At 60.4% G+C, this 18,260-nt stretch carries 16 protein-coding genes; 14 read left to right on the forward strand and 2 right to left on the reverse strand.

Features of this window, described 5'->3' with window-relative positions:
- The first annotated feature begins 130 nt into the window (after window positions 1-130).
- From CJU81_RS16550 to garD, 4 genes are all read left to right on the forward strand, one after another.
- Window positions 131-880, forward strand: coding sequence for a FadR/GntR family transcriptional regulator (locus tag CJU81_RS16550; RefSeq protein WP_095037530.1), 750 nt, complete (start codon window positions 131-133; stop codon window positions 878-880).
- Between the two features lie 393 nt (window positions 881-1,273).
- On the forward strand, window positions 1,274-2,185 hold the full coding sequence (gene kdgD, locus CJU81_RS16555) for a 5-dehydro-4-deoxyglucarate dehydratase (protein ID WP_095037502.1): 912 nt from the start codon (window positions 1,274-1,276) through the stop codon (window positions 2,183-2,185).
- A 149-nt stretch (window positions 2,186-2,334) separates the two neighbouring features.
- On the forward strand, window positions 2,335-3,690 hold the full coding sequence (locus tag CJU81_RS16560) for an MFS transporter (RefSeq protein ID WP_095037503.1): 1,356 nt from the start codon (window positions 2,335-2,337) through the stop codon (window positions 3,688-3,690).
- Between the two features lie 11 nt (window positions 3,691-3,701).
- Window positions 3,702-5,255, forward strand: a complete 1,554-nt coding sequence (garD, locus tag CJU81_RS16565) for a galactarate dehydratase (RefSeq protein WP_095037504.1) — start codon at window positions 3,702-3,704, stop codon at window positions 5,253-5,255.
- 41 nt (window positions 5,256-5,296) lie between these two features.
- Here the strand turns inward: garD and CJU81_RS16570 are convergent, their stop codons facing one another.
- Window positions 5,297-6,697: a purple acid phosphatase family protein gene (locus CJU81_RS16570; RefSeq protein WP_176464860.1), complete on the reverse strand. Its 1,401-nt coding sequence runs from the start codon at window positions 6,695-6,697 to the stop codon at window positions 5,297-5,299.
- A 373-nt stretch (window positions 6,698-7,070) separates the two neighbouring features.
- Between CJU81_RS16570 and CJU81_RS16575 the strand changes: the two genes are divergently transcribed.
- The 10 genes from CJU81_RS16575 to CJU81_RS16620 all read left to right on the forward strand — a co-directional run bounded on the left by CJU81_RS16575 (window position 7,071) and on the right by CJU81_RS16620 (window position 16,643).
- Window positions 7,071-7,982: a TauD/TfdA dioxygenase family protein gene (locus tag CJU81_RS16575; RefSeq protein WP_095037505.1), complete on the forward strand. Its 912-nt coding sequence runs from the start codon at window positions 7,071-7,073 to the stop codon at window positions 7,980-7,982.
- A 36-nt stretch (window positions 7,983-8,018) separates the two neighbouring features.
- Window positions 8,019-9,113 (forward strand): ABC transporter substrate-binding protein, encoded by a 1,095-nt coding sequence (locus tag CJU81_RS16580; protein WP_095037506.1) that lies wholly within the window; start codon window positions 8,019-8,021, stop codon window positions 9,111-9,113.
- 65 nt (window positions 9,114-9,178) lie between these two features.
- Complete coding sequence (locus tag CJU81_RS16585; protein ID WP_095037507.1) at window positions 9,179-10,081, forward strand: ABC transporter permease; 903 nt, start codon at window positions 9,179-9,181, stop codon at window positions 10,079-10,081.
- Window positions 10,078-10,866: an ABC transporter permease gene (locus CJU81_RS16590; protein WP_016783501.1), complete on the forward strand. Its 789-nt coding sequence runs from the start codon at window positions 10,078-10,080 to the stop codon at window positions 10,864-10,866. Before CJU81_RS16585 ends, CJU81_RS16590 begins: the two co-directional genes overlap by 4 nt.
- A 25-nt stretch (window positions 10,867-10,891) precedes the next feature.
- Window positions 10,892-11,656: an ABC transporter ATP-binding protein gene (locus tag CJU81_RS16595; RefSeq protein WP_095037508.1), complete on the forward strand. Its 765-nt coding sequence runs from the start codon at window positions 10,892-10,894 to the stop codon at window positions 11,654-11,656.
- 31 nt (window positions 11,657-11,687) lie between these two features.
- Window positions 11,688-13,019, forward strand: coding sequence for an LLM class flavin-dependent oxidoreductase (locus CJU81_RS16600; protein ID WP_095037509.1), 1,332 nt, complete (start codon window positions 11,688-11,690; stop codon window positions 13,017-13,019).
- Window positions 13,020-13,155: 136 nt separating this feature from the next.
- Window positions 13,156-14,187 (forward strand): ABC transporter substrate-binding protein, encoded by a 1,032-nt coding sequence (locus CJU81_RS16605; protein WP_095037510.1) that lies wholly within the window; start codon window positions 13,156-13,158, stop codon window positions 14,185-14,187.
- Window positions 14,187-15,053, forward strand: a complete 867-nt coding sequence (locus CJU81_RS16610; protein WP_095037511.1) for an ABC transporter ATP-binding protein — start codon at window positions 14,187-14,189, stop codon at window positions 15,051-15,053. The genes CJU81_RS16605 and CJU81_RS16610 overlap by 1 nt, the downstream gene beginning before the upstream one ends.
- Window positions 15,054-15,055: 2 nt before the next feature.
- Complete coding sequence (locus tag CJU81_RS16615; protein ID WP_095037512.1) at window positions 15,056-15,835, forward strand: ABC transporter permease; 780 nt, start codon at window positions 15,056-15,058, stop codon at window positions 15,833-15,835.
- On the forward strand, window positions 15,828-16,643 hold the full coding sequence (locus CJU81_RS16620; protein WP_254924890.1) for an ABC transporter substrate-binding protein: 816 nt from the start codon (window positions 15,828-15,830) through the stop codon (window positions 16,641-16,643). The genes CJU81_RS16615 and CJU81_RS16620 overlap by 8 nt, the downstream gene beginning before the upstream one ends.
- A 384-nt stretch (window positions 16,644-17,027) precedes the next feature.
- Here CJU81_RS16620 and CJU81_RS16625 read toward each other — a convergent pair whose 3' ends face one another.
- Window positions 17,028-18,251 (reverse strand): acyl-CoA dehydrogenase family protein, encoded by a 1,224-nt coding sequence (locus CJU81_RS16625; protein WP_095037514.1) that lies wholly within the window; start codon window positions 18,249-18,251, stop codon window positions 17,028-17,030.
- Window positions 18,252-18,260 lie beyond the last annotated feature (9 nt).

Genomic DNA, 18,260 nt, shown 5'->3' on the forward strand with positions numbered 1-18,260 from the left:
ACAACCGCCATGAGCTATGATGCGACCATACGCAAGCACAGCAGCACGGACGTCCGGTGCGCCAGGGCGATTTTTCAGCTGCTTTAAAAACCTGCTTTCGATCCCATTGATTTCGAGAAAAATGTTCACCATGGAAAACCACAACGACGTACCCCGCCTCCCTCGCAAGCGCCGCAGCCTGGCGCAAGAGTTGGTGACGGTGCTGTCCGAGCAGATTCGCGACGGCATGCTCAAGCGCGGTGACAAGTTGCCCACCGAGTCGGCAATCATGGAGGCTCATGGTGTAAGCCGTACGGTGGTACGCGAGGCGATTTCCCGACTGCAGGCCGCAGGGCAAGTCGAGACGCGGCACGGCATCGGTACCTTTGTGCTGGATACACCGAGCCCGAGCGGTTTTCGCATCGACCCGGCAACCGTCGTTACTCTGCGCGATGTGCTGGCGATTCTTGAGTTGCGTATCAGCCTGGAAGTTGAGTCTGCCGGGCTGGCAGCGCAGCGGCGCAGTGCCGAACAGCTGGGCGCAATGCGTGCCGCACTGGATGCCTTGAACGAAAACACTGCCCGTAATGGCGATGCAGTGGCCTCGGATTTTCAGTTCCACTTGCAGATTGCGCTGTCGACCGGCAACCGCTACTTCACGGACATCATGACTCACCTGGGCACCAGCATCATTCCGCGTACCCGCCTCAATTCGGCGCGTCTGGCCCATGATGACCAGCAGCAGTACATGAACCGGCTCAACCGCGAACACGAAGAAATCTACCAGGCCATTGCTCGTCAGGATTCGGAAGCGGCCCGTGCGGCCATGCGTCTGCACCTGACCAACAGCCGCGAGCGCCTGCGTCATGCCCACGAGGAAGCAGAGGCGCAGCGCGGGTAGGGCGCTCCCGACGTGTAGCCGTTGAGGAGCAAAGCGGCTACAAGTTGGGGAGAAAGTGATGGCTCAAAGCCCCTCACCCCAACCCTCTCCCTCCGGGAGAGGGCTAGGGTGAGGGGCTTTTGGTTGGGCTTGACTTGCAACAGAGTATCTACAGATTTCTGATTGTTCTCGGACAACCGGTCTCTTTTAAAAATTAAATTTAAATTCTGCGCACCGCACCCAGAGCCCGTACTAGACGGGCATTTTCGTTTTTATCGAAGCTGATTTGCCCCAAGCCAGGCACGATTTCAAGAAATGAGATTGACGTTCCCTTGTTAAGTTGTACGATGACGTACGACGTAACGAAGCGCTAACGCATTTCTCATCACAACGTGCTCCCAGGGTGTTCGAATAATGAATCCACAAGAACTGAAGTCCATCCTCTCTTCCGGTCTGTTGTCCTTTCCGATAACCGACTTCAATGCTCAAGGTGATTTTCACCGTGAGGGTTACATCAAGCGTCTGGAATGGCTGGCCCCGTATGGCGCTTCGGCCCTGTTCGCAGCCGGTGGTACGGGTGAGTTCTTCTCCCTGGCTGCCAGCGAATACTCACAAGTGATCAAGACCGCAGTTGATACCTGTGCCACCAGCGTGCCGATCCTCGCCGGTGTCGGCGGTTCGACCCGCCAGGCCATCGAATACGCTCAAGAAGCCGAGCGCCTGGGCGCCAAAGGTCTGTTGCTGTTGCCACATTACTTGACCGAAGCCAGCCAGGACGGCGTTGCCGCCCACGTTGAGGCGGTGTGCAAGTCGGTAAAAATCGGCGTGATCGTCTACAACCGCAACGTCTGCCGCCTGACCGCGCCGCTGCTGGAGCGTCTGGCCGAACGCTGCCCCAACCTGATCGGTTACAAGGATGGCCTGGGTGATATCGAGTTGATGGTGTCGATCCGTCGCCGCCTCGGTGATCGCTTCAGCTATCTGGGTGGCCTGCCGACCGCCGAAGTCTACGCTGCGGCCTACAAGGCGCTGGGCGTGCCGGTGTACTCCTCGGCGGTGTTCAACTTCATCCCGAAAACCGCGATGGACTTCTACCACGCAGTGGCCCGTGAAGATCACGCCACCGTGGGCAAGATCATCGACGACTTCTTCCTGCCGTACCTGGATATCCGCAACCGCAAAGCCGGCTACGCGGTCAGTATCGTCAAGGCCGGTGCAACCATTTCCGGTTACGGCGCAGGCCCGGTGCGTACCCCGCTGACCGATCTGCTGCCGGACGAGTATGAAGCTCTGGCCGCCCTGATCGACAAGCAAGGCCCGCAGTAAGCAATGATCAAGCCGCTGAGTAATCAGCGGCTTTTTACGTAAAGGAATACGATCGGTGGCTCACGCAGCTCCCACATAAGTTCCACCCGTCAGCAACAGCCAAAATAGATTCACCCGCGCATAAAAATAATCAGTGGGAGTAGTACTACATGCAAGCGACCAAGCCGACGCATGTCCGTTATTTGATTTTGCTCATGCTTTTTCTGGTGACCACGATCAATTATGCCGACCGTGCCACTATCGCCATCGCGGGCTCCAGCCTGCAAAAAGACCTCGGCATCGACGCCGTGACCCTGGGCTACATCTTCTCCGCATTCGGCTGGGCCTACGTGGCCGGGCAAATCCCCGGCGGCTGGCTGCTCGACCGTTTCGGCTCGAAAAAAGTCTATGCCCTGAGCATCTTCACCTGGTCCCTGTTCACCGTGCTGCAAGGCTTTGTCGGTGAATTCGGCATGTCCACGGCCGTGGTTGCGCTGTTTATGCTGCGTTTTCTGGTGGGGCTGGCCGAAGCGCCGTCCTTTCCCGGCAACGCCCGCATCGTGGCCGCCTGGTTCCCCACCGCCGAACGGGGTACGGCGTCGGCGATTTTCAACTCGGCGCAGTATTTCGCCACCGTGCTGTTCGCACCGCTAATGGGTTGGATCGTTTATTCCTACGGCTGGGAACACGTATTTATCGTGATGGGCGTATTCGGCATCGTCTTCTCGGGCATCTGGCTCAAGGTGATCTACAGCCCGCGTGAGCATCCACGCATCAACGAAGCGGAGTTCAAGCACATCGCCGACAACGGCGGTATGGTCGACATGGAACAGAAAGGCAAAAAGGCCGACGGTCCCAAGTGGGACTACATACGCCAACTGCTGACCAATCGCATGATGCTCGGTGTTTACCTGGGTCAGTACTGCATCAATGGCATCACCTATTTCTTCCTGACCTGGTTCCCGGTGTATCTGGTGCAGGAGCGCGGCATGACCATCCTCAAGGCCGGCTTTATTGCCTCTTTGCCGGCGGTCTGCGGGTTTATCGGCGGAGTGCTGGGCGGGGTCATTTCCGATTACCTGCTGCGCAAGGGCCATTCCCTGACCTTTGCCCGCAAGGCACCGATCATCGCGGGTCTGCTGGTATCGAGTAGCATCGTGGCCTGTAACTATGTGGACATCGAATGGATGGTGGTGGGCTTTATGGCCCTGGCATTCTTCGGCAAAGGCGTAGGCGCACTGGGTTGGGCTGTGGTTTCCGACACCTCGCCCAAGCAGATCGCCGGCCTGAGCGGCGGCTTGTTCAATACATTCGGTAACATCGCCTCCATCACCACCCCTATCGTCATCGGCTACATCATCAGCGCCACGGGCTCGTTCAAATGGGCGCTGGTATTTGTCGGTTGCAACGCACTGGTGGCGGTCTTCAGCTACCTGGTGATCGTAGGGCCGATCAAGCGTGTGGTACTTAAAGAGCCACCGACCAGCGACCCGAAAATCGCTGATATTTTACCTGTCCATAGTTGAGGAGCGGCGTCATGACGTTGATTGAACATTCCGATTCGCCGCGCTCGATCCGCTTGCACCCGCGGGATAACGTCGCGGTGGTGGTCAATGACCAGGGCGTACCGGCGGGCACTGTGTTTGCCGACGGGCTGGTGACCCTGGATTTTGTACCCCAGAGCCACAAGGTCACGCTGGTCGATATTGCCGAGGGGGGCGAGGTGATCCGCTACGGTCAGGTGATTGGCTACGCCCTGCAAGCCATTGCGCGGGGCAGTTGGGTCAATGAGGACCAGTTACGCATGCCCACCGCCCCGCCTCTCGACAGCCTGCCACTGGCCACCGATGTTCCTGCACCTCAAGCGCCGCTTGAGGGCTATACCTTCGAGGGTTATCGCAACGCTGATGGTACCGTCGGTACGCGCAATATCCTCGGCATTACCACCACTGTGCAGTGCGTAACCGGTGTGCTCGATCATGCGGTCAAGCGCATCAAGGACGAGTTGCTGCCTCTTTACCCCCGTGTCGATGATGTGGTGGCCTTGACCCACAGTTACGGTTGCGGCGTGGCGATCAGTGCTACCGACGCCTATATCCCGATCCGCACCGTGCGCAACCTGGCGCGCAACCCCAACCTGGGGGGCGAAGCGCTGGTGATCAGCCTGGGCTGCGAAAAACTCCAGGCAGGCCAAGTGATGCATGACAACGACAGTTCGGTGGATTTGAGCGAGCCGTGGCTGTACCGCCTGCAGGACTCCAGCCACGGCTTTGGCGAAATGATCGAGCAGATCATGGCGCTGGCCGAGGTACGTTTGAAAAAGCTCGATCAACGTCGCCGCGAAAGCGTGCCTGCGTCCGAGCTGATTTTGGGCATGCAATGCGGTGGCAGCGATGCGTTCTCCGGGATTACGGCCAACCCGGCGTTGGGCTATGCCTCGGACCTGCTGTTGCGAGCGGGGGCCACGGTGCTGTTTTCCGAAGTCACCGAAGTGCGTGACGCCATCTACTTGCTGACCTCCCGTGCCGAAACCCAAACCGTCGCCCGTGAACTGGTGCGCGAAATGGACTGGTACGACCGTTACCTGGCCAAGGGTGAGGCGGATCGCAGCGCCAACACCACGCCGGGCAACAAGAAAGGCGGCTTGTCGAATATCGTCGAAAAATCCCTGGGTTCCATCGTCAAATCCGGCAGCAGCGCAATCAATGGGGTGCTGGGGCCGGGCGAGCGGGTCAAGGGCAAGGGCCTGATTTTTTGTGCCACGCCTGCCAGCGATTTTGTCTGCGGTACTTTGCAACTGGCCGCTGGTATGAACCTGCATGTGTTCACCACCGGGCGCGGCACGCCTTATGGGTTGGCAATGGCCCCTGTGGTGAAAGTCTCGACCCGCACTGAGCTGGCGCGGCGCTGGCCGGACCTGATCGATATCGACGCCGGGCGCATCGCTACCGGGCGGGCGAGCATCGAAGAACTGGGCTGGGAGCTGTTCCACTACTACCTGGACGTGGCCAGCGGCAAACAACACACCTGGGCCGAGCAGCACAAACTGCACAATGACATCACCCTGTTCAACCCGGCGCCGATTACCTGATCAACCAGGCCCCGGCCCCAGCCACTCATTGTGGGAGCGGGTTATTTGGCCCTTGAGCTGCAGGCAAAACCGTCGGGGCCAGCCGTTTGCGTGCAGGCGCGTTCGGCGGGCAGGTTTTTCACCGGCTCGCGCAGGTGGTTACGGTTTTTGCCGTCGCGCTCCAGGTCAAAGGCGTCATACAGCTTGCCGGCCGCGGTGTAGCTGCGCACCTTGAGCCTCGAATCCTGCACGTCGACGGTCTGGTACAGCTGGGTTTCTTCGGCACTGCGGTCCGGTTGCAGATGCGCACGGTCATTGAGCCCGTACATTTTCGATCCGGCCACCGACACCATATACACCGGGCCCTGAACCTTGCCGCCAGCCCGTGCGGCTTTGGCCGCAACGCGCCCGGCCTCGTGGGTCACGCGGCTATAACAGTGGTCATGGCCCTGCAGCACCAGATCCACGGCGTAGCGCTCGAACAAGGGCTTCCAGTTGAGCTTCAACGGCTCGGTATCTTCAGGGCGGGCGCAGGTAAATACAGGCTGGTGAGTGACCACAATATTCCAGCGCGCAGGGCTGTTTTTAAGGCTTTGCTCAAGCCAGCGGGTCTGTTGATCAAGGGTGCCCATATCGAGCGCCGAGGTGCCATCAAGGACGATAAACCGCACACCCTGATAGTCGACAAAATAAGTGGTGTCCTTCACCCCTTCGACGCCGTTTTGCGGCAGGGCGAACTGGCGGCTCCAGTGCGGCCCCAGAGTGCGGGTTTCGCTGCCGTCGGGGTTGAGGCCGTCGAGGTATTCGTGGTTACCGGCGGCCAGTACCTGAGGGATCATCGCGTAGTTGTATCCGCCTGCCTGGTTCCATTCACCCCATTGGTCGTCGTGCACCAGGTCTTCGCGCTGCGACACCAGGTCACCGGCATGCACGATCAATGCGGGGGTGGCCACGCTCTGCAAGGCCTGGCGAATGCTGCGTGAAGCCAGGGACAGAATGTCGTTCTGCACGTCGCCCATGTAGATGAAGTTGAACGGCTTGAAGCCCTCGGCCGCAGTGTGGAACTGCAACCACTCGCTCCAGCCGTCGCTACCCTTGACCCGGTACACATAGGCGGTGCCCGGCTGCAAATCGTGCAGACGCACCTGGTGGAACAAGGCTGGCCCGTTCTCGTTGTCCAGACTGATGCTCGTGCCTTCGACCTCATGCGCGGCCTTGGCCAGTTGCGGGCCATCGAGTGCGGGAGCCAGTTGCAACTGGCTGACCTGCTGGCGGGTATCGGTGCGGAAAGTAACGGCCATTTCCCGTGCCGGATCGGCTCCGGGGGTCAGCACGATCCGGTCGGCCAGGCCTGTGGCGGCATAAGGTGCGCCGGGGGAGTGGGGCAGTGGCGCAGCAGGTTCGGCAGCGGCGCTGTTGATCACGGAAAAAAGCGCGAGGGCCAGCAGTGTGGGGCGAATCATGGGGACTCCTTGAAGGCTGAATGCCCGTCAAGGAAACAAAGCCCCATGACACCGGGATGACGGTGGGGGTCGATTCGGCTCAGGCAAACGCTGTCTTGTTCCTGCGCTCGTGCGCAAGCGGGGGCAGGCATTGGGCCAAGGGGGGTCGTATCAGATCAGCCGATATCACAGCAGGGGGATGATTGGCATCGGCCTGAATGATTGAAGTGGTTATGACCTTACAACCAAATAACTTAGAACTTTTAAGTGGCCTTTAAACAACCTTACTTCTATAAAAGTGCTCGTCTATCGTTAGATTAAAAAGTGATTGGCTGCCTGAGTTTTTATGCCTTTATGATCTGTTCACAACAACTCGTGAAGCAGGAGTGGGGCGATGACTATTCAAGTAAAACCCGTAGCGGGTCGAATTGGCGCACAACTTGAAGGCGTAAAACTGGGCGGTGATATCAGTGCCGAAACATTCGAGTTTATTAATCAGGCCTTGTTGAAATATAAAGTCCTGTTCTTTCGCAATCAGCATTTAAGCGACGCCGAGCACGAAGCCTTCTCCCGCCGCTTTGGCGACCAGGTGCCCCACCCGACCGTACGTTCTGCCGAGAAAAGCGCTGCCATCCTGCACCTCGACGCCAAGGAGACCCGTGCCAACTCCTGGCACACGGATGTGACCTTTGTTGCCAATTACCCAAAAATCTCCATCTTGCGCGGTGTGGTGATTCCCCCCTATGGCGGCGATACGGTGTGGGCCAATACCGCTTCGGCTTATAACGATTTGCCCGAGCCGTTAAAGCAACTTGCGGACAACTTGCGCGCCCTGCACACCAATGTTTATGACTATGCGACGCCTCGCGGTACCGATGAATCCGGCCTCAAGCGTTATCGCGAACAGTTCACTGCCGAAGTGTATGAAACCGAACATCCGCTGGTTCGCGTTCACCCGGAATCAGGCGAAAGGAGTTTGCTCCTGGGCCACTTTGTCAAAGAGATTCAGGGCGTCAGCAGTAACGATTCCAGGCAACTGATTCGCTTGTTCCATGACCGCATTACCCATGTCGACAACACCGTGCGCTGGCGCTGGCAGGAAGGCGATGTGGTGATCTGGGACAACCGCGCCACCCAGCATATTGCGATCAACGACTACGGCGATGCCCAGCGCATCGTGCGGCGCACGACCATCGACGGCGATGTACCGGTGGGTGTCGACGGCCGCCTGAGCCAGGCGCTCAAACCGACCCCGGACACCCTCTCGCCGAAAACCGAAGCCGACAAAAAACACCTCGCCGCCTGACGGGCCGCGCCTTACTGCTTCAAGGAAGACCTGCCCATGGCCACATTCAAAGTAAATGCCCTGTTGCGCAAGACCCGTATTGCCGCCGTGCTGGCGGCGGTCATGGCAGTACCGCTGGTCGAGGCCGATGTGTTGCGCGTCGGTGTGGCGAGCGCCGGTGGCGGTGATCCGGTCACGTTCAGTGGCTCGCCGCTGGGCATCGTGCGTAACCAGCAATTGCTGGAGAAAGCGTTCGCTGGCACGGGCACCGAAGTGCAGTGGTTCTTCTTCAAAGGCGCTGGCCCTGCGGTCAACGAGGCTTTGTCCAATCAGCAGCTGGACTTCGCGTATCAGGGGGATCTGCCGGCGGTGGTTGGACGCTCCAACGGCCTGGACACCAAATTGCTGGCGGCCCTGGGGGTGCGGGCCAACCTCTATCTGGCGGTGCCCAAGGGCTCTGACATCAAGACCATCGAAGACCTTAAGGGCAAGAAGGTCGCGGTGTTTCGCGGCACCAACGGGCACTTGGTGTCGATCAACCTGCTGGCAGCACACGGTATGACCGAGCGCGATATCAAGGTGATCAACCTGGATGCCGGCAGTACCCAGGCGGCGCTGGTTTCCAATGGCGTGGATGCAGCCTTCGGCGGTCGTGAACTGTTCAAGCTGCGTGATAAAGGCCTGATCGATATCGTTTACGACAACCCGGACCAGGATGTGCGTTACACCCGTCAGACCGCCTTGGTGGTGCGTGGTGCCTATGAGAAAGAACACCCGGCCAATGTGCAAAAAGTCGTCGACACCCTGGTAGACGCGGCGAAATGGACGTCCGAAGACGGCCACCGTGATGAAGTTTTCGCCGAGTGGGCCAAGAGCAACGACCCGGTGGACTCACTGCGCGCTGACTTTACCGGGGTGAGTTTGCGGGACAGGAATTCGCCGCTGATCGACACCTTTCTGCTGAGCCGCTACCAGGCGGTGGCGGAGCAGGCCAAGGACGAAAAACTGATCCGCCGCCCGGTGAGTATCGAGGGCTGGTTTGAGCCCGGCTACCTGCAAACTGCCCTCAAGGCCAAAGGCCTGGAGAACTTCTGGACGGCCTATGGCGCGGATGGCAAGCAGCCTGCTGGCAACACGGTAGCGGGTAAGTAACTGCATACCCCTATGGGAGATCCCACAGGAATTCCGTTTTTGTAGCAAGCAAGGGAGCCAGGCATATGGCCAGGGCACAGACCGTCACACCGCAGCAGTACGCACCGGCGTTACCCAAGGACAACGTCAAGCGTTTGCCGCCCGCACCGACGCGCCCGGTACGCAAGGTCGAAGTGCCACACACCTCGGCCTGGGCCACGACCCTGAGTGACCGGGCCTTGCCCTGGCTGTTGCCGCTGACTCTGCTGGGCCTGTGGTATCTGGGGGTGGAGCAGGGCTGGCTGTCAGAGCAGGTCTTGCCGCCGCCAGGCTATGTCTACGACACCTTGTCGGATCTCTTTGCTTCTGGCGACCTGTGGATAAATACCGCCGCCAGCCTGCAGCGGGTAGTGGTCGGCTTTGCCCTGGGAGGCGCGATTGGTGTGGCGCTGGGGCTGGCGATGGGACTGTCGAAAACCGTCGAGGATTATCTGCTGCCCACCTTCAATGCCATTGTGCAGATCCCGGTGCTGGGCTGGCTGCCGTTTGCCTTGTTGCTGTTTGGCATCGGCGAACCGCTCAAGTACGTGCTGATTGCCAAGGCGGCGATGGTGCCGATCACGCTGTGCACCCTGCAGGCTTTCAAACAGGCGCCCCAGGGCTTGCTGGAAGCCGGGCGGGCTTACGGTTTCAGTCGTTGGCAGAGCGTGATTTTCATTGTCCTGCCTGCTGCCATTCCTACGCTATTCACCGGGTTGCGCCTGGGCTTCACCAAAGCCTGGCTGTCGCTGGTGGTGGTTGAGCTGGTGGCCTCGAGCGAAGGGCTGGGCTACCTGATTGTTTATGGTCGCCAACTGTTCCAGCTGGATCTGGTGATGGCCGCCGTGGTGGTGGTCGGGGCGATCGGCCTGTTGATCGACCGTGGCTTTGATTACGCCGAGCGCCGCCTTAATCGTGGCCGCGTTCCGGTAGCGGGGCGCCTGTCATGAGCAGCGCACTGGCTATCAGTCATGGCAGCAGCCGTCGCTATCGCGGCTGGGTGTTGCCGATCAGCGTCGTTGCCTTGTGGTGGCTGGCCTCACATATGGGCTGGAGCCAGTCCGGGCTGCTGGTTTCACCGGAGAAGGTGGCGGCCACGGCCTGGGACCAGATCGCTTCGGGCAAGTTCTGGCGGGCCATCAGCGCCAGCCTGACGCGCAACCTGAGCGGCTTTTTTATCGGCACCACCCTGGGCCTGGTGCTGGGTTGCCTGCTGGGCCTGTCGCACACCTTCGAGCGCCTGGTAGGCCCGAGTTTCAACACCTTCAAACAGATTTCGCTGTTCGCCTGGATCCCGCTGATCTCGGTGTGGTTTGGCCTGGGCGATGTGGCCAAGGTGGTGTTCCTGTCACTGGCGGCGCTGGTGCCGGTGGTGGTGAATACCTGCGATGGCCTGCGCAATGTGCCGCCCAACCTGCTGGAAGTGGCGCGGGTCTACCGCTTCAGCCGCTGGCAAACCATCGTCGGGGTCATGTTGCCTGCCGCCTTGCCGTCGATCTTTACCGGCCTGTATCTGGCGCTGGTGTATTCGTGGCTGGCCACCATCGGTGCCGAATACCTGCTGGTGTCGGGGGAGGGGATTGGCAACACGCTGATCGATGGCAGTGAGCATTTCATGATGGACCTGGTGCTGTTCGGCATGGTGGTCATCGGCCTGGTGGGCTGGAGCCTCAATGCCCTGGCGCGGATTTTTGAGCGACGCATGCAACGCCTGTACGGCATTGATCCGCGTTGATCGACACTTTCAGAAGGATTGCAGCATGCTCAATAACAGCCTGACCCTGGAAAACATCAGCAAGCGCTTTGCATCCCGACCGGGCAGCACCAGCCAACTGCAGGTCCTGGACAACATCCAGCTCGACATCGCCCCTGGCGAATTTATCAGCATCGTCGGCGCCAGCGGTTGCGGCAAGTCCACCCTGCTGCGCCTGATTCTGGGCCTGGACGAAGAGTACGAGGGGCGCATCCTGCTCAATGGCCAGCCCATTGACGGCACTGGGCTGGAGCGCGGCATCGTGTTTCAGGACCACCGCCTGTTCCCCTGGCTCAACGTTGAACAGAACGTTGCCGTGGCGTTGAAAAACTCGCCACTGAGCGCCAAGGAAAAGCGCGACACCGTGCGCGAACACATCGAGCTGGTAGGCCTGCAGGACTTTATCGATGCCTACCCGCACCAGATTTCCGGTGGCATGGCCCAGCGTGTGGCGATTGCCCGCGGGCTGGTCAACCGCCCCAGCGTGCTGTTGCTCGACGAACCCCTGGGCGCCCTCGATGCCTTGACCCGTGCGCGCTTGCAGGGCGAGCTGCAAAACATTTGGGCCAAGGAAAAAATCACCATGATCCTCGTGACCCACGATGTGGACGAGGCTGTGTTCCTCGGTGATCGCGTGGTGGTCATGCAGCCCAACCCCGGGCGTATCCGCCGCATTCTCGATATCGACCTGCCGCGCCCGCGCAACCGTAGCGACAGCCACTTTATCGCCCTGCGCGACGACGTGCTGAGCGACTTCGCCGAACTGCATTGAACCCCCGCTACCTGAATTCAGAGAACAGAACATGTCCGAACGTCAGCTCAGCCTCAACCTGTTTATCTACCCCAACGGCCATCACGAAGCCGCCTGGCGCCATCCGCAGTCAGTGCCGGAGTCGTCCATGGACATTGGCTATTACCAGCAGTTGGCGCTGCGTGCCGAGCGGGAAAAACTCGATGCGATTTTCTTTGCCGACTCGCCGTCACTGGCCGAAAGCGGCCGTGAAGGCCTGCGTATCCGCTTCGAACCGGTGACCTGGCTGGCGGCCATTGCGGCGGTGACCCAGCGCATCGGCCTGATCGCCACGGCCAGTACCACCTACAGCGAACCTTACAACCTGGCGCGTTCGTTCAGCGCGCTGGATCACCTGAGCAAGGGCCGTGCGGGCTGGAACATTGTCACCACGTCAATGGCTGCCGCCGCCGCCAACTTTGGTCTTGATGAGCACCCTTCGGCCCATGATCGCTACGCTCAGGCCGAAGAGTTTGTGCAAGTGGTCGGTGACCTCTGGGACAGCTGGGAAGACGACGCGCTGGTGCTGGATAAAACCGCCGGGGTATTTGCCGACAGTGACAAGGTGCACTCGATCAATCATGTGGGGGCCTACTACAAGGTCAAAGGGCCGTTGAACTCGCCGCGTTCGCCACAGGGGCGGCCGGTGCAGGTGCAGGCCGGTTCTTCCGAGGATGGCCGGGACTTTGCCGCTCGGCATGCCGAGGCGATTTTTACCGCGCACCAGACCCTGCACAGCGCCACCGAATTTGCCAACGACATCCGTGCCCGGGCCAGGGCTGCGGGGCGCGACCCGCGCCAGCTGAAAATCCTTCCGGGTATCAGCCCGTATATCGCCAGCACCGAAGCCGAAGCCCAGCGCAAGTTCGACGAACTCAATGAACTGGTATTGCCCCACGTATCGCTGGGGCAGTTGCGGCGCATGCTGGGTGTGGACTTGTCGGGGCAGGATCTGGATGCGCCGTTTCCCCGCCATTTGATCAACTTCGAGGGTGTTGAAAGCCAGTCCAGCCGCTTCAAGCTGATCATCGATATTGTCGACCGCGAAAACGTCACCTTGCGCCAGTTGATCAACCGCCTGGCGGGCGCGCGCGGGCACTGGGTGCCGGTGGGCACCCCGGTACAGATTGCCGACTTGATTGAGGAGTGGTTCCGCAGCGGTGCGGCCGATGGCTTCAACGTGATGCCGCCGGCATTCCCGGATGGCTTTGAAGTGTTCCTCGATGAAGTGCTGCCGATCTTGCGCCAGCGCGGGTTGTTCCGCAGTGAATATGCGGGCAGCACTTTGCGCGAACACTACGGCCTGACTCGCCCTGAGTCGCGCTACACCCTGAAAACCGCCTGAATCCGGGCAACCCAACCCTTGTGGGAGCGGGCTTGCTCGCGATGCAGGCGCTGCGATCTGCCTGTCGAATCACGGTGATGCCATCGCGAGCAAGCCCGCTCCCACAACAGCAGCACTCAATCCACAAGGAGCGGGCATGAACCCGATCAACAACAGAAGAGCATTCCTGCGTAATTGCGCGGTACTGGGCGCGGTCGGCGCTGCAGGTATTCTGCTGCCCGGCTGCGAAAAAAAGGACAGCGGCGCTAAAAGCGCAGCCGTAATCAAGAGTCGCGCTGATCAGGTCGTGGACTTCAAATACCCCGACAACCCGTCCTTCGATCTGGTCTACGTCGCCGACTCCCTCGGCTATTTCGAAGGCACTCGCGCACGGCCAAAATACATCGGGCGCATTGCCGCGCCGCAGGTGATTCCATTGACCGGCACCGGCGAAATCGACTTCGGTTCGCGCATGGTGCCGCTGGTGATTTCAGCCATCGCCAGTGGTCTGGACCTCAAGGTAGTAGCCGCTGGCGGCAAGACCCTGCAAGAGGCTCCGCACATGAAATACTTCGTGCGTGATGACTCAGGCATCGTCAAGCCCAAGGATCTGGAAGGCAAGACCGTGGGTTTCAACAGTTTTGGCGCCTGCGCTGAGTTCGTCACCAAAAAATACTTGCGCGAGCAGGGCGTCAACGTCGACAAGATCAACTGGGTCGTGGTGCCGGACAACCAGGCCGAGCAGACCCTTGCCACCGGCAATATCGACATCGCAATCATTCACCCGCCATCGTCCGGCGGTGCCGAACATAACCCGGCATTGCGCAAGTTGTGGAGTGACTACGATCTGGATGGCGGGCTGGGCGGCATGGCGCCGTACAGCGTGTATGGCAAGTTCAGTCGCGAGCATCCGGAGGCCACCCGCGATGTGGTCAACGCCATCGCCCGTGCCGCCAACTGGGTCAATGCCAACCCTGACGACGCCCGCAAGATCACCTCCGAGCGCATCGGCATGAAGCTTGAGCTGGTGGAGCGCTTTGCCTATGTCGATGACCTTGTGGTGACCGAGCCGCCGATTCAGTACTACATCGATATCCTCGAAAACGAAGGCAAGATCAAAAAAGGTTCGATAGCCGTCAAGGACGTCTACACCAACGAATTCAACCCGTTCGCCCGGGGGCATGCCTGATGGCGGAACACAAGATCGTCGCCCGTGACCTGAGCATGGAATTCCAGTCACTCGATGAGACCGGTCAAACAGAGCGGGTGCCGGTACTGGAGGGGTTTGACCTGCAGGTACGCGAAGGTGAATTCCTGTCCATTCTCGGGCCGTCGGGCTGTGGCAAATCCACCTTTATGAACATCCTTGCCGGCCTGGCGCACAAGACCGGTGGCGAGCTACTGGTCGATGGCCAGCCCCTGCAGGGCATCAATCGCAATCAGGGCGTGGTGTTTCAGGGCTATGCATTGCTGCCCTGGCGCACGGTGCTCGACAACATTGCCGTGGGCCTTGAGATCCGCGGCGTGGGCAAGGCACAGCGACTGGAAACCGCCCGCGAATACCTGGAACTGGTGGGGCTCAACGGTTTTGCCTCGCGCTACCCCCACGAGTTGTCCGGTGGCATGCGCCAGCGCGTGGCGATTGCCCGCTCGCTGGCCTACAACCCGGATGTGCTGTTGATGGACGAACCCTTCGCCGCTCTCGACGCGCAAACCCGCGAGACCCTGCAAAGCGAATTGCTGCGCATCTGGGGCACGCACAAAAAGACCATCGTGTTTATTACCCATAGCCTGGACGAGGCGATCTTCCTGTCGGACCGGGTCGCGGTGATGACTCAGCGTCCGGGGCGGATCAAAGAGATTTTCGATATCGACCTGGCCCGCCCCCGCCTTCCTGAACTGCGCAATACCCAAGCCTTTATTCACTATCGCCAGCGCGCCTGGGAGGCCCTGCGCGATGAAGTGACCGACATAACCCGTGAGCCAGCAGCAGCGGCGACGCATCAGAACTGGCAGAGCATTGCGACTCTGGGTGGTTATCGGATTGGAGTATGACCATGGGCTTTAAATTGACTTCACGGCGGGTGATCGACAGCTCGGTGGGCATTGTCCTGTTCCTGGCCCTTTGGGAAGCCTTGCCGCAATTGGGGGTGGTCAATCCCGGTTACCTGAGCCCGCCTTCAGCGGTGCTGGGTGCAGTGCTGGACCTGGCCAGCAGCGGTGATTTGCTCAAGCACTTGCACGCCAGCCTGTTACGCTCTTTTGCCGGGTTGCTGCTGGCCATCGCTTGCGGGGTCAGCCTGGGGCTGGTGATGGGCTGGTTTGCGCGGGTCGAAAGTGTGCTCGATCCGTTACTGCAGTTTTTTCGCCAGACCTCGGCGCTGGCATTGTTCCCGGTGTTCATTCTGTTTCTGGGCATTGGTGAACTGTCGAAAATCGCGATCATTTTCTGGGCGTCGTTCTGGCCGATCCTGTTGAGTACCATCAGCGGCGTGAAGCAGGTCGACGGGCTGCTGATCAACTCGGCGTTGTCGATGGGCGCGAACCGCTGGTTTCTGTTTACCAAAATCGTGCTGCCGGCGGCGTCGCCGTCGATCTTTACCGGGATTCGCCTGGCGGGAGCTTATTGCATTACGGCTCTGGTGGCGGCGGAGATGATCGGCGCTCATTCGGGGCTGGGCTTTCTGACCCTCAATTCCCAGGAGGTGTTCCAGATCCCCAGCATGTACGCAGGTATTTTGCTGCTGGCTGTGGTGGGTTTGCTGCTCAACTTTTTGCTGGCCCTGCTGGAGCGGCGCTTTACCTACTGGCGCCGGGGTTTGCGCCACGGTGGTTAGGTGGCTGGCGGCGGCGGGTATTGGCGTGGCGGCGCTACTTGCCTGGCAATGGCCTGCGGCACCGGGCGATATGCCCTGGGGGCCACTGTTGCAGGCGGCCGAACAGCGTCAGGTGTTGCGTGTGGGTGTGCGCAGTTATCCACGTCCGAGCCTGGGGCAAGAGGCGCTGGTTGCCGAGCCGGATGAGCTGGACAGTCAATTGGCCGAGGCCCTTGGGGCTTACCTTGGCCTCAAGGTGAAATTGCAGGCTTTACCGCAGGACGGTCAGTGGCATGACGACCGTGTCGACCTGGTCATCGCCGGCAGTCTGAAACTGCCGGTTGCGGCCGACCGGGTGGCGAGCCTGCGGGATTTGCCGGTGCAGTACCGTGAGGGTGCGTTGATTGGTTTGCGCAATGCGCCCGTGCGTCCTGTGCGTGAGCAAAGTGTATGCGTGGCAGTGGGGAGTCCGTGGGCGCAAACCCTGCAGCAACAGGGCGCCGAGTTGCGCACTTATGTGTCGTCGATCCGTGCCGCGGTGGCGTTTATGGCGGGTGATTGCAACCTGCTGGCTGAAGAGCGCCACAGTCTGCAGGCGCTGGCGCAGTCACCGGACTGGCGCTTCTATGCGCTGTTACCCCAGACGTTGAAGGCAAGCAGCGATGTACGGGTTTACTTGCCGGTGGTCGACAAGCAAAGCCGCGCGTTGATCAATGCTGCGCTGCGCGACTGGCAGGCCCGTGGCGGGCAGACCCGTGCGTGGGAGCTGCGCAGCAACGCGTTATTGGTGGACAGCCTGAAGATCGGCGACGGGCTGGTGTGTCATTGAGCCCAATGGCCTGCCCCTGTAGTCGCTGCCGAAGGAACGAGGCTGCGATCGATTTGGTGCGCCACTGCGACGATGCAGTCGTAAAGTCAGCTTGCACGGTTAATCAGGCACGCCGCGTGTACCGGTCTTGCGACCGCTACGCGCTCGATCGCAGCCTCGTACTACTCGTCAGCGACTACAACACGGAGTTGGTGGAGAATCTGTAGTCGCTGACGAGCCGTGCGAGGCTGCGTCCGGCTGCGCAGCAGTCGTAAGGTCGGCTTCCATGATTAATCAGGCATACCGCGTGTACCGGTCTTGCGACCGCTACGTCGCAGTGGCGCACCATCTCGATCGCAGCCTCGTTCCTTCGGCAGCGACAACGGGTTTTTCGTGATTTTTATCCTACGCCACGCCAATGCGCCATTGCGCCGGTGGCGGTGTGCCGTTCACCGCAAAATCCCCCACGATGCGACTCTTGTAGATGCGCGGGTTGTGCGAGGACAGCGTGCGCGCATTACGCCAAAAACGGTCCAGCCCCAGCGGCTTGAGGGTGGCCGACGCACTCAGTGCGTCAAACAGGTCGCCACTGGCCTTGATGATCAAGTCCGAGACAATGGTTTGCGACTGCGCCACTTCCAGTTCGGCAATATTCACGGCGTGGCTCAGGGCTTGTTCGTCATCGTTCAAATGGGCTTGATGGGCCCGCTCCAGCGCCTGGAAGTTCTGCGCCGCAATGGCCCCGGCGGCATAGGCCGCGCTGCGCAGGTTGCCCACCACTTGCAGCACTTGCGGGTCGTGGGCCACACGGGGTGCATTGCCGCTGCTGAAGCTGCGGGTGCGCCTGGCTACGTGCCCGGCGGTTTCTTCGGCCAGCGCGCGGCCAATCCCGGTCAGGGTCGCCGTGTGCACAGACTGGAAAAAAGCCGGTGAATAGCGAAAGCGGTTTTCAGCCAGGATCACATTGAGCGGGTCCACCGGCACTTCGCGAAAATGCGCGGTACCGCTGGCGGTCAGCGTCTGGCCGAAGCCATTCCAGTCGTCGATGATTTCGACCCCCGGGTCGCTGGTGCGCACCGTCACCGATACGCGCTGTTCATCGGGGTTGTTGGCGCTGACATCGACCCAGTCGGCATACAGCGCACCCGTGGTGTAGAACTTGCTGCCGCTCAATAGCCAGTGGCCGCCGTGCAGGCTCAGGCGGGTGCCGAATTCAAGCTGTTTGGCATTGCCCACTTCGCCGGACGCCGGGCTGACGGTTTCACCACGACCCAGGCGCTCCAGCCATACGCCCTGATATTCAGGGTCGCGACTGTTGAGCAGGTTTTCACCAAAACCGAAGTGCCCGCGCAACGACTGCACCAGGTTGGAGTCGGCCTCGGCCAGTTCGATCAGCAGGTTGAACAGTTCCGGCAGGCTGGCACCGGCCCCGCCGTATTCGACGGGTACACGCAGGGTGGTGAAGCCGGCCTCCTTGAGCCATTGCAACTCCTGAAGCGGCAAGCGCCGTTCCAGTTCGCGTTCCACGGCCCCTTCACGAATCTGCGCGAAGATCGGCCGAAAGCGGCCCGCCAGTGCTTCGTATCGCGCCGACGGGACGGCGCCCCAGGCTGAGTCTATTTGCGACATGTCATGCTC

The organism is Pseudomonas fragi, assembly GCF_002269505.1.
GTDB classification, from domain to species: domain Bacteria; phylum Pseudomonadota; class Gammaproteobacteria; order Pseudomonadales; family Pseudomonadaceae; genus Aquipseudomonas; species Aquipseudomonas fragi_D.

Coding starts and splice junctions, on each gene's coding strand:
- CJU81_RS16560 (WP_095037503.1), top strand. CDS start 2,335: ATGCAAGCGACCAAGCCGACGCATGTCCGTTATTTGATTTTGCTCATG.
- CJU81_RS16580 (WP_095037506.1), top strand. CDS start 8,019: ATGGCCACATTCAAAGTAAATGCCCTGTTGCGCAAGACCCGTATTGCC.
- CJU81_RS16595 (WP_095037508.1), top strand. CDS start 10,892: ATGCTCAATAACAGCCTGACCCTGGAAAACATCAGCAAGCGCTTTGCA.
- CJU81_RS16585 (WP_095037507.1), top strand. CDS start 9,179: ATGGCCAGGGCACAGACCGTCACACCGCAGCAGTACGCACCGGCGTTA.
- CJU81_RS16605 (WP_095037510.1), top strand. CDS start 13,156: ATGAACCCGATCAACAACAGAAGAGCATTCCTGCGTAATTGCGCGGTA.
- CJU81_RS16615 (WP_095037512.1), top strand. CDS start 15,056: ATGGGCTTTAAATTGACTTCACGGCGGGTGATCGACAGCTCGGTGGGC.
- garD (WP_095037504.1), top strand. CDS start 3,702: ATGACGTTGATTGAACATTCCGATTCGCCGCGCTCGATCCGCTTGCAC.
- CJU81_RS16570 (WP_176464860.1), bottom strand. CDS start 6,697: ATGATTCGCCCCACACTGCTGGCCCTCGCGCTTTTTTCCGTGATCAAC.
- CJU81_RS16625 (WP_095037514.1), bottom strand. CDS start 18,251: ATGTCGCAAATAGACTCAGCCTGGGGCGCCGTCCCGTCGGCGCGATAC.
- CJU81_RS16575 (WP_095037505.1), top strand. CDS start 7,071: ATGACTATTCAAGTAAAACCCGTAGCGGGTCGAATTGGCGCACAACTT.
- CJU81_RS16550 (WP_095037530.1), top strand. CDS start 131: ATGGAAAACCACAACGACGTACCCCGCCTCCCTCGCAAGCGCCGCAGC.
- CJU81_RS16600 (WP_095037509.1), top strand. CDS start 11,688: ATGTCCGAACGTCAGCTCAGCCTCAACCTGTTTATCTACCCCAACGGC.
- CJU81_RS16590 (WP_016783501.1), top strand. CDS start 10,078: ATGAGCAGCGCACTGGCTATCAGTCATGGCAGCAGCCGTCGCTATCGC.
- kdgD (WP_095037502.1), top strand. CDS start 1,274: ATGAATCCACAAGAACTGAAGTCCATCCTCTCTTCCGGTCTGTTGTCC.
- CJU81_RS16610 (WP_095037511.1), top strand. CDS start 14,187: ATGGCGGAACACAAGATCGTCGCCCGTGACCTGAGCATGGAATTCCAG.